The following is a 12,355-nucleotide window of genomic DNA, read 5'->3' as shown; positions in this document are numbered from 1 at the left end:
AGATGAAGACATTTCAGGAATTAGGAATTTGCCCGCAAATTCTTTCCGCTATCGAGGATATGGGATTTGAAAACCCCATGCCTGTCCAAGAAGAAGTAATCCCCTATTTATTAAACGAAGATACAGACGTTGTTGCACTGGCTCAGACAGGAACCGGTAAAACAGCGGCATTTGGCTTACCTATCATTCAAAAGGTTGACCTGAAACTGGTTCGCCCGCAAGCTCTTATTTTATGTCCTACCCGTGAGCTTTGTCTCCAGATTGCCGGAGACCTTGCTGACTTCTCCAAATATATTGACGACCTGAAAGTGCTTCCCGTTTATGGCGGCTCAAGCATCGACAGTCAAATCCGTGCCCTCAAGAAAGGCGTACACATCGTTGTGGCTACTCCGGGCCGTCTGCTCGACCTGATGAACCGTGGTACTGTTCAACTCGATAACGTGAAATTCGTTACACTCGACGAAGCAGACGAAATGCTGAACATGGGCTTTACCGACAGCATCAACGCTATCCTCGCCGATGTGCCTGAGACTCGTCAGACTTTGCTTTTCTCGGCTACCATGCCTGCTGAAATCGCAAAAATATCGAGAAACTACATGAAGAACCCGAAAGAGATTACTGTGGGTTCTAAAAACGAAGGCTCCAAAAACGTAAAACACGTTTACTTTACCGTTCACGCGAAAGACAAATACCTCGCACTGAAACGTATTGCTGACTTTTATCCCAATATATATGGAATCATCTTCTGCCGCACCCGCAAGGAGACGCAGGAGATTGCAGATATGCTGATCCAGGACGGATATAATGCCGACTCATTGCACGGAGAGCTTTCACAGGCACAACGTGACTATGTGATGCAAAAATTCCGTGTGAAAAACCTTCAACTGCTTGTTGCGACCGACGTTGCTGCACGCGGACTGGACGTTGACAACCTGACCCACGTAATCAACTACGGTTTCCCCGATGACATCGAGACTTACACTCACCGAAGCGGCCGTACCGGTCGTGCCGGAAAGTCAGGTACCTCGATTGCTATCATCCACGTGAAGGAAAAACATAAACTTCGCGACATTGAACGCATCATCCAGAAGAAATTCGAACTGGCTCACATGCCGACCGGTTATCAGATTTGCGAAAAGCAGCTGATGAACCTTGTTGACAAGCTGGAAAAAGTAGAAGTGGACGAATCGGAAATCGAAGGCTACATGTCTGCTGTTAACAAGAAACTCGACTGGCTGAGCAAGGAGGATTTGGTGAAACGTGTGGTTTCTCTCGAATTCAACCGACTGATCAACTACTACCGCAACGCCGGTGAAATAGATATTCCGGAAGAAAGATCAGTCCGTGAAGATCGCCGCAAAGGCGACAGAGGTGACCGCCTGAAAGGTGATCGCCAGGCTGAAGCCGGATTTACCCGTTTGTTTATCAACGTTGGTAAAAACGACGGACTCTATCCAAACCAATTGATTGACCTGATCAATACCAATGTGGGCGGACGGGTACAGATTGGTAAAATTGACCTGATGAAAGCCTTCTCGTTCTTTGAGGTAGATAGCGATGAGGCAAGAGACGTCATCAAAGGGCTTTCAAAAGCAGACTGGTACGGTCGCAGACTCAACGTAGAAATCGCACAAGGTAAAGGCGGTGGCGGTTTTGAGAAAGGTGGCCGCTCATCTTCCTTCGGACGTTCTTCTTCATTTGGAGGAGGTAAAAAAGGAGGGGACAAACCCGGGGGTGGTTTCCGCAAGAAAAAACAATACTAATTCCCGAAATAACGGTAAAGACGCAAAGAGCTGAAGAACAAAACTTCTATCTTTGCGTTTTTCCGTTTAAATAATACGCGTATGACTTTTCTGTTTCACCAAATCATATTCGGCCCGGTAAAAAGCCGCAGGCTGGGAGTCTCATTAGGAATCAACCTTTTGCCAACCGATGGCAAAGTCTGCACCTTCGATTGCATCTACTGCGAATGTGGCTACAACGATCAAGGCAGCGGCAGTGCCCTACCCAGAAGGGAGCAGGTCAGACGCGAGCTCAACATCAAGCTCCGCGCCATGCTGGAAGCCGGTGAAGCGCCGGATGTTATCACCTTTGCCGGCAATGGGGAGCCTACGCTTCATCCAGAATTTGCCGGTGTGGTCGATGACACTATTGAACTTCGCGACCTCTATTTCCCCAATGCCAAGATCAGCGTTTTGTCCAATTCGACTACAGTCCGCAAGCCGGAAGTCTTCGAAGCTCTTAAAAAGATCGACAACAACATCCTTAAACTTGATTCGGCTATTGACGCGACTGTAAAATTGGTTGATCGTCCGGTACAACAAAACTTTACGGTTAAGAGTCTGGTGGAAGAGTTGAAAAAGTTTGAAGGGAAACTGATTATCCAAACGATGTTCCTGCGCGGAATGCACAAAGGGCAAGAAGTTGATAACACTACCGAAGAAGAGGTGAAGGCCTATATCAAAGTCATCAAAGAAATCAATCCTAAACAGATTATGGTCTATTCGCTGGATCGTGATACTCCGGAGAAATCATTGCACAAAGTATCAGTCAAGGAGATGGAGCATATTGCTGACAAGCTTCGGGCTGAAGGTTTTTCAGTGGTGGTTTCCGGATAATGCTTGTGTGGAGGAAAAATAAAAGAGAAAAGAACAAAGACTTGCTCATTCAGCGTCCTTGTTCTTTTCTCTTTTTATATAGCTATGTAATGCTCAATTAGTCCACCTGCCCCCTGGCCATTTTCGCAAAATAGAAACGGATAGCAAACCAGAGATGGAGTAAAGTAACGGGAACAATACCGTAGTGCTTTTTCATAATCTGAAAACGCTCTTTCAACGACTCTTTTCGCTGTGTCGTTGACATCCCTCCTTGCAGGAAGTTGGAAAGAATCATGTGTGAATTGTAAATATCATCTGCGCCCTTTAGGCAGTTTACGCACCAGTCAAAATCAGACGACCGGGAATAAGTCAGGTCAAACTCAGGCGCCAGATTAGGTCGTACCATAAAGGATTGATGACAGACTAACATTCCCATCCGGAAACTTTTCCAGGTCAGACGCTCAGGCGTCTTCAACCTGCGCATTCCGAGTTTCTTTCCGGTTTCATCTATAATCGCAGTTTCTCCATAAATGACATCCGGGAGTAATTTCCCTGGAATCGATTCTGCCAACTGCTCAACTGTCGTTAATGAGTGCAAGGTGTCTCCTGCATTAATAAACCAAATGTAATCACCGGTTGCCAGCTTCATGGCCTTATTCATTGCATCGTACAGGCCATTATCAGGTTCACTTTTCCATACAAAATGCGGATGATCCTTGTATTTCTTCACGATCTCCATCGTTCCATCAGTCGAAGCCCCGTCAATCAGGATATATTCTATATCGGGATAGGTTTGCCCCAATACACTCAGGATAGTCTTCTCGACAAACGCTTCCGCGTTGAATGTCACCGTTATAATCGAAAACAGAGGTCTCATTTATTATCGGTTAAAATTTGGTTGTAAAGTCCAATATATGATTTTGCCACAGCGTCTTCAGAATAACAATCAATCACTTTCTGACGCGCATTATCGGCCAGTTTTCCATAATCTGCCTCCCAAAGGCACCAGTGAATTCCTGCGGCTAAATCATCAGCAGATTTATATTTAGCCAGATAACCATTTTTCTGATGATCAATCATCTCCGGGATGCCGCCGATCTCAAAACCCACGCATGGAGTGCTGCATGAAAGAGATTCCATGATCGTATTCGGCAAATTCTCTTCCAACGACGGTATCACAAAAAGGTCAACGGCATTGTACAAATCCCGGATGGCTGTATCATCGCTCAGATAGCCGACCTGATGGATAGGAAACGGGAATAACCCGTCAATATTCTCTTTCACCTGACCCAGAAAAACAAGTTCCAGTTCGCCGGATGTTTCGGCATACTTTTGCGATAACAACCGGCACGCATCGAGGTAATAGTCAATTCCTTTACGTTTATCGGTTACATTGGCCGCACCGTAAAGTATAAGCTTTTTATTTAACGGCAAGCCAAACCGCTCTCTGGCTGCACGACAGTCATTATTTTTGTAAAAATCGATATCCAGAGGATTGGGGATTGCCCTGACTTTCGTTTTATCCACCAGGGCGCTTACAATGGTGCGCTTTTCCAGCCAACGACTACAGGTTACGAAATGAATCCCGGCTTTTTCCCAAACGCTCTTTTTCTTTTTGAAGATACTATTTGCCAAATCCTTATCGCCGGGCGCTTTCAGGAAAAAGCAATTCTTACATTCGGTCTGGTAATTATTGCATTCTCTTGAATGATGGCAAATGGCTGTTGCCGGCCACATATCATGCATAGTCCAGACGATGGGCTTTCCTAGTTTAGCCAGTTTTTCTATTTCGGAAGTGGAGAGAAACCCCTGATTGATCCAATGTAAATGAAGAATATCCGCATCTTTAACAGCTGGGTGGTCTGTGATTGGAATTCCGGTATTGGCTATAGAAACAGCGAAAAGATTTTCTTTATTGAAATGATTGGAATAGAAGATAACAAACCGCTCCCATGCAAACCGCAGAAAGTTAAGCTTTTGAGTTGCACCGCCGCGGTTGACAGAAATCACCTGCTCATTGTCGGTTGTTTTATCCCGCACCAGCATTTTTACTTCCACGCCAGCTCCGGAAAGCGCTTTCATTAACCGTTTGCAGGCTACTGCTGCACCGCCTTTTTGCTCTGAGGTATTGATCAGGAGGAGTTTCATTTAAAATCTTTTAAAAGCAAAGATAATATGAAAATGAAAACAATAATACAAACCAGGTATCTCCTGATGCAAATTGTCAGGCCAAAAGCGCAAATAATTGAGAAAGGGTGTATTTCCCCTGAATAACTTTGGCTATTTTTGCAGAAATATAGGCTAATAATCAGATGAATTCATTTTGGGATAAATTACAGGGATTTGCAAATAAAAGCGTTCAATCTTCACTCAGTTTGGTGAAAGTTGTTTTGTTCTCCCGTCCTGTGCAAAATCCACCATCTGATTTTTCTTCAAACACTGAAATTGTCATTCTGGGAAATGGCCCTTCGTTGTTGAACACGATCAATAAAAAGTCCGGTTTTCTTCAAAACAAAGACCTGCTGGCGGTCAACTTCGCCGTTACCTCCGGTTACTTTGAACAAATCCAACCGAATATTTACGTAGCAGTCGACCCCGCTTTTTTTACCAATGAAGAGTACTGTGTGCGCCTGTTTGCCAATTTGGCCACTAAGGTTAAATGGCCATTATTGCTATTTCTTCCGGTAAAAGCGAAGAAGCATAATAATTGGCGAAAACATCTGGACAACAACAATCTTATCCGGATTGCTTATGTAAACATTACCCCGGTAGAAGGATTCAGCTGGTTAGCATATCCCATTTACAAAAGCGGATTAGGGATGCCCCGTCCGCGTAATGTGCTGATTCCGGCAATCATGCAGGCATTACGGATGAAATACAATACGATATATGTCGCAGGCGCCGACCATTCATGGCCCAGACAAGTGGCTGTGGACGACGAAAATCGTGTATATGAAGATTTAAAGCATTTCTACTCCAACGAAAAAGAACCTCAACGTCACTATTTTACCAAACGTCTGGATGAAATTCTGGAAAGTATGGTGGTTGCCTTTCGTTCCTATCATGTTGTGGAAGCTTTTAGCCGTTCAATAAACAAGAAAATATACAATATCACAGAAGGCTCATTCATCGATGCCTTTGAAAGAAAAAAGATTTAACTCAATATGCAGGAAAAATTGGTTTTGGTGACCGGTGCCGATGGCTTTATCGGTTCGCATCTGACGGAAGCATTACTGGCAGAGGGTTGCCGTGTAAGAGCTTTGGCTTACTACAATTCGTTTAACGACTGGGGTTGGCTGAATGGCCTGAAACATCCCAATCTGGAGGTAGTAACTGGAGATGTACGTGATCCTCATTTTTGCAAAATGATAGCCAAAGATGTGGATACCATCTTCCATTTGGCAGCCTTAATTGCCATTCCGTACTCATATGTGGCTCCCGACTGTTATGTTGACACCAATATTAAAGGGACTCTGAATATTTGCCAGGCTGCAAAAGAAAACGGAGTACGTCGGGTACTGGTTACATCGACATCTGAAGTCTACGGTACGGCTCAATACGTACCCATAAACGAAGAACACCCCAAACAGCCGCAATCTCCTTACTCAGCATCAAAAATCGGGGCAGATGCGATTGCAATGAGTTTCTTCAATGCTTTCCAGCTTCCGGTTACGATTGTGCGCCCATTTAACACGTATGGTCCGCGCCAGTCTGCCCGCGCCATTATCCCGACAATCATTTCCCAAATTGCCAATGGTAAACGCGAAATCAAATTAGGCGATCTGAGTCCGACCCGCGATTTCAATTTTGTCAAAGACACCTGTCAGGGATTTATTGCACTGGCTAAATGTGACGAGACGATAGGCAAAGAGATAAACATTGCGAGCAACTTTGAGATTTCAATGCGGGACACACTTCATCTGATAGCAAAACTGATGAATGCTGACGTTACTTTCGTAGAAGATACACAACGACTTCGCCCGAAAAACTCGGAGGTTTTCCGCCTATGGGGAGACAATACCAAGATCAAAGCCTTAACCGGATTTGAACCAAAATACGATATAGAAAGTGGACTGAAGGAGACTCTCGAATGGTTCCTTAATCCTGAAAATCTGGCAAAATATAAAGCAGATATTTACAATGTATAATCGCGTAATCGAATATATCAAAGAGCTTTACGGTAATCCTGATTTTGTGGGATTGCACGAACCGCGCTTTGTTGGCAACGAAAAGAAATACCTCAACGAGTGTGTGGATTCCACTTTCGTGTCAAGTGTCGGCAAATTTGTGGACCGTTTCGAACAAATGGTGGAAGAATATACCGGATGCGCCAAAGCTGTAGCCTGCGTAAACGGAACTAATGCTCTACATCTGGCATTAGTGCTGTCAGATGTGAAAGCAGGAGACGAAGTGATTACGCAGCCTTTGACTTTCATTGCCACTGCAAATGCGATCAGCTATTGTGGTGCTGAGCCTGTTTTTCTGGACGTTGACCGCGATACACTGGGACTATCACCCAAGGCCTTGAAGGAATTTCTCTCTACTAAAACCGAAAAGAAAGAGGGTCATGTCTACAATAAAATATCCGGGCGGAAAATAAAAGCCGTTGTACCGATGCACACCTTTGGTCATGCAGTCCGTATGGATGAGCTGAAGGCCATTTGTGATGAATACGGATTGGCTTTGATCGAAGATGCTGCCGAAAGTCTGGGATCATTCTATAAAGGCCAACACACCGGAACTATCGGAGAGATTGGTGTATTGAGTTTTAATGGAAATAAAACTATTACGACTGGTGGTGGCGGCATGTTGCTTTTCAGGGACATAGAAACGGGACTTCACGCCAAACACCTTACCACTCAGGCGAAAGTACCTCACCGTTGGGAATTTGTACACGATGAAATCGGTTACAACTACCGCATGCCCAATCTCAATGCAGCATTAGGTTGCGCCCAGATGGAAAACCTGCCAATGTTTCTGGAAAAGAAAAAAGATTTGGCGGAAAAATACAGCTACTTTTTTGGAGCTGCCGGAATTCAGTTCCTGCAACAACCGGAACACTCTGATTCAAATTACTGGCTGAACGCTGTTATCCTTGGCAATGCTGAGGAACGTGATAAATTCCTGACTCAAACCAATAACAACGGAGTAATGACACGCCCCATCTGGCGACTAATGAACCGCCTGCCTATGTTTAGCCATTGCCAGACTGACAATCTGGAGAATGCCATCTGGTTGGAAGAAAGGGTCGTAAACATACCAAGCTCTGTCCGTTTATGAAAGCATTGAACGTACTTTTTATCGGAGGAGCAAAACGTGTCTCTTTTGCAGAATACCTGAAGCGTTCGGCTGAAGCCCGGGGATACGAATTCAACCTTTACTCTTATGAACTGGAAAAAGAGGTACCTCTGGCTGTTATGGCCGAGATTATCATCGGATTGCGCTGGAAGGATAGCCAGTTAATACCCCATTTAACGGAAACCATTCGCGAAAAGCAGATTAACCTGGTACTTCCATTTGTTGACCCGGCTATCGCTGTGGCCAGGGAGCTGAAAGAGCTTCTACCCGATGTATTTATCCCAGTAAGTAATCTGGATATTTGCCGGATTATGTTTGATAAAAGTCTGGCTGCGGAATGGTTTGAATCACTCAATCTGCCTATTCCCCGCACTTGTCATCCGGAAAAAGAGTTATTTTTTCCTCTGATTGCAAAACCAAAAACCGGCTCTGCTTCCAAAGGTATTGTTGTGATTCAGGACAAAGAAGCCTTTGAGAGCTTTACCGGCAAATATGACCTGAATAATTACCTGCTTCAACAATATGTGGAAAAGGGAGAAGAGTTTACGGTTGATTGCTACGTCTCAAAGGAAAAGGAGATTATCAGCATCGTTCCACGGATAAGACTGGAACAAAGCGGCGGCGAGGCTGTCCGTTCCAAAACCATCCACGATGAGAAAATAGAATCTCTGGCTCATCAGCTCCTTCAAACCGGAGCATTGGAAGGCCCTGTCACCATTCAGTTTATCCGTAACAGACAGACCGGAGAAACCTATTTCATGGAGATCAATCCCCGCTATGGTGGTGCTGTGATTACCAGTTTTGCAGCTGGAGCCGATACAACAAAAACATTATTAGAAGAGATTTCAGGACAAAAAGCCACTCCGATTACAGATTGGAAATCAAATGTCCTGATGACAAGATATTTCAAAGAAGTAATTTTTTATGCAGATAATCATTGATTTAGACGGAACAATCTGTACCGAAGAACGGACATATAGCCGTTGTCTCGCCAAACCCAAAGACGGGTCGGTGGAAAATGTAAACCGCCTGTACGATCAGGGACACACCATTATCATATATACCGCCCGTACCTGGATGGAGTTTGAGATGACTACAGCCTGGCTGCAGCAACACGGGGTAAAATACCACCAGCTGATGATGGGTAAACCGGTGGGAGACCTTTGGATTGACGATCGTGCTGTACGTTTCAACAACAACTGGGACGAGATTGTATCTAACTTTATTGAAAAAAAGAAATCATGAATCGCGTTATTATCATAGCAGAAGCCGGAGTCAATCACAATGGCGATTATGAATTGGCAAAAAAAATGGTCGTTGCCGCTAAAGAAGCGGGCGCTGATTACGTTAAGTTTCAGACGGCCATTCCTGAACTGGTTATGTCGAAATTTGCTCCAAAGGCAGAATACCAACTCAACACCACTGATGAAGCCGAGTCTCAACTGGAGATGGCGCGAGCCATTCACCTGACCGTAGATAAATACAAACCATTAAAAGCTTATTGCGAGGAGGTTGGAATCAAATTCCTTTCCACTCCGTTTGACATGGTTTCTATTGATGTTTTGGCTGAGCTGGATATGGACTACTTCAAGATTCCTTCAGGCGAAATTACCAATTATCCCTATCTGAAAAAGATTGGTCAGTTTGGCAAACCCGTTATTATGTCTTGTGGAATGTCAGAACTAGACGAGATTTCAGCTGCAATCGATGTGTTGGTAGAAGCCGGAGCCAAACGAGATGAAATCATAATTCTTCATTGCAATACCGAATACCCGACTCCTTATGGCGATGTGAACCTTCGTGCCATGCAGACCATTGGCAAAGAGCTGAACGTCAAAGTTGGATACTCTGACCATACTAATGGGATTGAAGTTCCTGTCGCGGCTGTCGCATTAGGTGCTATCGTAATCGAGAAACATTTCACTCTCGACAATACGATGGAAGGTCCTGACCACAAAGCGTCTCTTGAACCGGATGAGCTAAAAGCAATGATAGATTCAATCCGCCACATTGAAGCTGCCCTTGGAAGTGCAAATAAACATGTGACTGATTCAGAACGAAAAAATATGATTGTGGCCCGGAAAAGTATTTTGGCAGCACGCGAAATTAAAGCCGGTGAAACTTTCACTGAAGAAAATCTGATTGTAAAACGTCCCGGCAACGGTGTCTCTCCTATGCGTTGGAACGAAGTAATCGGACAAAAAGCAAAACGAGACTTTTCCGAAGACGAATTGATAGAACTATGAGAAAAATCTGTGTTGTCACCGGAACCCGTGCTGAATACGGAATCCTGAAGCGCCTGATGTATGCCATTCAGGAAGATGCAACCCTGGAATTGCAAGTAATAGCTACCAACATGCACCTCTCTCCGGAGTTTGGCTCTACCTACAAGGAGATTCTGGCTGACGGATTTACAATCAACCGCAAGGTGGAAATGCTGCTTTCGTCTGATACAGCAAATGCAACCTGTAAATCGGTGGGGCTGGGAACAATTGGTTTCGCCGATGCTTATGAGGAACTAAAGCCTGATTTGCTTGTCGTACTCGGTGACCGCTACGAAATTCTGGCAGCAGTGACAACAGCGTTATTATATCGTATTCCGGTAGCACATATATCAGGTGGAGAAATTACTGAAGGTGCATATGACGATGCCATTCGCAATGCTATTACCAAGATGAGCCACCTGCATTTTACCGCCACGGAAGAGTACCGCAAACGTGTCATCCAGATGGGGGAACAACCATCGACCGTATTTAATGTGGGCGCAATGGGGGTGGATAGCATTCGTTACGTGGAGTTGATGTCAAAGGAAGAGCTGGAAGATTCTGTCGGATTAAAACTGAATCAACCATCGGCATTAATCACCTTTCATCCGGTAACTCTGGATTGCAATACAAACTCTGCCAAACAGTTTGCCAATCTGCTTCAGGCATTGAATAATCTGCCTGAACTGAATTGTCTCTTTACCTATCCCAATTCTGATACTGACGGTCGTGTTCTGATTCAGATGATTCATGATTTTGTAGAGAAGAACAAACACCGGTCAACCTCTATTCCTTCGTTAGGACAGAAGCGATATTTCTCTGCACTTAAGGTGGTAGATGTGGTCATAGGCAATTCATCAAGTGGGATAGTAGAGGTGCCAAGTTTTAAAATCCCGACGGTTAATATCGGCATTCGTCAGAAAGGACGCATCCAGGCAGAAAGCACCATAAATTGTGCGCCACTTACTACTGATATTGAAGCTGCAATCCAGCAGTCCCTCTCTGAGGATTTTAAACAAAAGGCTGCTAATACCACCAATCCTTATCATACCCCTGATACGGTAACACATATTCTTCAGGTATTGAAAAATGCCGATTTGAATGATATTGTAATCAAACATTTTTATGACCTGTAAATCGCATTCGATGGAGAAATACGCTAAATACCTGATTGATAAATCGGCTTCGATCAAAGACGCATTAGTGCGACTCAATGAGCTTTCTTCCGATATTCTCACGCTTCTGGTGATTGATGAAAACCGGGTGTTGCTGGGAACGGTAACCGATGGTGATATTCGTCGCGGATTGATTGCGGGAGCTTCTTTGGAAGAACCGGTCACCCGGATTTGTCATCGTAACTTTTTTTCTTTCAATGCTGATAATTACTCCATCTCTGCGATAAAGAGAGCCCGCAATAAAAGACTCTCACTGGTGCCTTATCTGGACAATGCAGGGCGTATTGAAAAGATATTTAATCTGAAAGATAATCACTCCGCTTTGCCTGTGGATGCCGTCATCATGGCGGGCGGACGCGGTCAACGCCTGAGCCCTCTGACCGACACAGTCCCCAAACCATTATTGCCCCTTGGCTGTAAACCGATTATCGAACACAATATAGACCGGTTGGCTCAGTTCGGCATCGAAAATATCAGTATTACCATTCGCTATTTAGGGCAACAAATTGTTGACCATTTCGGAGATGGAGCCAGCAAAGGACTTTCTATTTCCTATTTTGAGGAAAACCAACCACTGGGAACAATGGGTGCTGTTCGTCATCTGGACCACTATTCAAATGAGACAGTATTGGTCATGAACTCCGATTTATTTACCAATATTGACTTTGAGGAATTTTACCTTCACTTCATCGAGTCAGATGCCGAAATGGCTGTAGCCGCCATTCCCTACAATGTAAGCGTTCCTTATGCCGTGATGGAAGTAGAAGGGGAACGGGTAGTTTCGTTGAAAGAAAAACCAACCTATACCTACTATTCGAATGCGGGCATCTACCTGATGAAACGCTCTGTTATCAACCTTATTCCGGTTGACAGACCATTTGACGCACCCGATTTAATAGAGTTGCTGGCTAATCAGGGCAAAAAGGTAACAACCTTCCCTATAGTCGGATATTGGATTGACATTGGTAAACATGAAGATTACGCGAAAGCCAGGGAGTTTATCAAGTACCTGAAACAGTAA

At 44.5% G+C, this 12,355-nt stretch carries 12 protein-coding genes; 10 read left to right on the top strand and 2 right to left on the bottom strand.

Annotated features, from left to right (window positions below; all coding sequences use genetic code 11):
- The first annotated feature begins 2 nt into the window (after positions 1-2).
- Both MLE17_RS04645 and MLE17_RS04640 read left to right on the top strand, forming a co-directional pair.
- Complete coding sequence (locus MLE17_RS04645) at positions 3-1,763, top strand: DEAD/DEAH box helicase (RefSeq protein ID WP_243347514.1); 1,761 nt, start codon at positions 3-5, stop codon at positions 1,761-1,763.
- A gap of 81 nt (positions 1,764-1,844) precedes the next feature.
- On the top strand, positions 1,845-2,618 hold the full coding sequence (locus MLE17_RS04640) for a radical SAM protein (RefSeq protein WP_243347513.1): 774 nt from the start codon (positions 1,845-1,847) through the stop codon (positions 2,616-2,618).
- Positions 2,619-2,715: 97 nt separating this feature from the next.
- Here MLE17_RS04640 and MLE17_RS04635 read toward each other — a convergent pair whose 3' ends face one another.
- Positions 2,716-3,474, bottom strand: a complete 759-nt coding sequence (locus MLE17_RS04635; RefSeq protein ID WP_243347504.1) for a glycosyltransferase family 2 protein — start codon at positions 3,472-3,474, stop codon at positions 2,716-2,718.
- Positions 3,471-4,745 (bottom strand): glycosyltransferase family 4 protein, encoded by a 1,275-nt coding sequence (locus tag MLE17_RS04630; RefSeq protein ID WP_243347502.1) that lies wholly within the window; start codon positions 4,743-4,745, stop codon positions 3,471-3,473. Before MLE17_RS04630 ends, MLE17_RS04635 begins: the two co-directional genes overlap by 4 nt.
- Before the next feature lie 164 nt (positions 4,746-4,909).
- On the opposite strand from MLE17_RS04630, the gene MLE17_RS04625 reads away from it, so the two are divergent.
- From MLE17_RS04625 to MLE17_RS04590, 8 genes are read left to right on the top strand one after another with little or no spacing between them, the layout of a single operon-like run.
- Positions 4,910-5,755 (top strand): hypothetical protein, encoded by an 846-nt coding sequence (locus tag MLE17_RS04625; protein WP_243347501.1) that lies wholly within the window; start codon positions 4,910-4,912, stop codon positions 5,753-5,755.
- A 6-nt stretch (positions 5,756-5,761) separates the two neighbouring features.
- Positions 5,762-6,745: an NAD-dependent 4,6-dehydratase LegB gene (locus MLE17_RS04620; protein ID WP_243347499.1), complete on the top strand. Its 984-nt coding sequence runs from the start codon at positions 5,762-5,764 to the stop codon at positions 6,743-6,745.
- Positions 6,738-7,877, top strand: a complete 1,140-nt coding sequence (locus MLE17_RS04615) for a LegC family aminotransferase (RefSeq protein ID WP_243347497.1) — start codon at positions 6,738-6,740, stop codon at positions 7,875-7,877. The genes MLE17_RS04620 and MLE17_RS04615 overlap by 8 nt, the downstream gene beginning before the upstream one ends.
- Positions 7,874-8,836: an ATP-grasp domain-containing protein gene (locus MLE17_RS04610; protein ID WP_243347491.1), complete on the top strand. Its 963-nt coding sequence runs from the start codon at positions 7,874-7,876 to the stop codon at positions 8,834-8,836. Before MLE17_RS04615 ends, MLE17_RS04610 begins: the two co-directional genes overlap by 4 nt.
- Positions 8,820-9,140, top strand: coding sequence for an HAD family hydrolase (locus MLE17_RS04605; protein ID WP_243347489.1), 321 nt, complete (start codon positions 8,820-8,822; stop codon positions 9,138-9,140). The genes MLE17_RS04610 and MLE17_RS04605 overlap by 17 nt, the downstream gene beginning before the upstream one ends.
- Positions 9,137-10,141 (top strand): N-acetylneuraminate synthase, encoded by a 1,005-nt coding sequence (gene neuB, locus MLE17_RS04600; RefSeq protein WP_243347488.1) that lies wholly within the window; start codon positions 9,137-9,139, stop codon positions 10,139-10,141. Before MLE17_RS04605 ends, neuB begins: the two co-directional genes overlap by 4 nt.
- Positions 10,138-11,295, top strand: coding sequence for a UDP-N-acetylglucosamine 2-epimerase (neuC, locus tag MLE17_RS04595; protein WP_243347485.1), 1,158 nt, complete (start codon positions 10,138-10,140; stop codon positions 11,293-11,295). The genes neuB and neuC overlap by 4 nt, the downstream gene beginning before the upstream one ends.
- On the top strand, positions 11,285-12,355 hold the full coding sequence (locus tag MLE17_RS04590) for a nucleotidyltransferase family protein (RefSeq protein WP_243347484.1): 1,071 nt from the start codon (positions 11,285-11,287) through the stop codon (positions 12,353-12,355). Before neuC ends, MLE17_RS04590 begins: the two co-directional genes overlap by 11 nt.

This window comes from Parabacteroides sp. FAFU027, assembly GCF_022808675.1.
Lineage (GTDB): Bacteria > Bacteroidota > Bacteroidia > Bacteroidales > UBA7332 > CAXXIC01.
This window is presented reverse-complemented; position numbering and strand designations above follow the sequence as displayed.

What these genes read in the sequence shown, in the direction of transcription:
- MLE17_RS04640 (WP_243347513.1), top strand. Translation starts at nt 1,845, where the DNA reads ATGACTTTTCTGTTTCACCAAATCATATTCGGCCCGGTAAAAAGCCGC.
- MLE17_RS04630 (WP_243347502.1), bottom strand. Translation starts at nt 4,745, where the DNA reads ATGAAACTCCTCCTGATCAATACCTCAGAGCAAAAAGGCGGTGCAGCA.
- MLE17_RS04635 (WP_243347504.1), bottom strand. Translation starts at nt 3,474, where the DNA reads ATGAGACCTCTGTTTTCGATTATAACGGTGACATTCAACGCGGAAGCG.
- MLE17_RS04615 (WP_243347497.1), top strand. Translation starts at nt 6,738, where the DNA reads ATGTATAATCGCGTAATCGAATATATCAAAGAGCTTTACGGTAATCCT.
- neuB (WP_243347488.1), top strand. Translation starts at nt 9,137, where the DNA reads ATGAATCGCGTTATTATCATAGCAGAAGCCGGAGTCAATCACAATGGC.
- MLE17_RS04620 (WP_243347499.1), top strand. Translation starts at nt 5,762, where the DNA reads ATGCAGGAAAAATTGGTTTTGGTGACCGGTGCCGATGGCTTTATCGGT.
- MLE17_RS04625 (WP_243347501.1), top strand. Translation starts at nt 4,910, where the DNA reads ATGAATTCATTTTGGGATAAATTACAGGGATTTGCAAATAAAAGCGTT.
- MLE17_RS04645 (WP_243347514.1), top strand. Translation starts at nt 3, where the DNA reads ATGAAGACATTTCAGGAATTAGGAATTTGCCCGCAAATTCTTTCCGCT.
- MLE17_RS04590 (WP_243347484.1), top strand. Translation starts at nt 11,285, where the DNA reads ATGACCTGTAAATCGCATTCGATGGAGAAATACGCTAAATACCTGATT.
- MLE17_RS04610 (WP_243347491.1), top strand. Translation starts at nt 7,874, where the DNA reads ATGAAAGCATTGAACGTACTTTTTATCGGAGGAGCAAAACGTGTCTCT.
- MLE17_RS04605 (WP_243347489.1), top strand. Translation starts at nt 8,820, where the DNA reads ATGCAGATAATCATTGATTTAGACGGAACAATCTGTACCGAAGAACGG.
- neuC (WP_243347485.1), top strand. Translation starts at nt 10,138, where the DNA reads ATGAGAAAAATCTGTGTTGTCACCGGAACCCGTGCTGAATACGGAATC.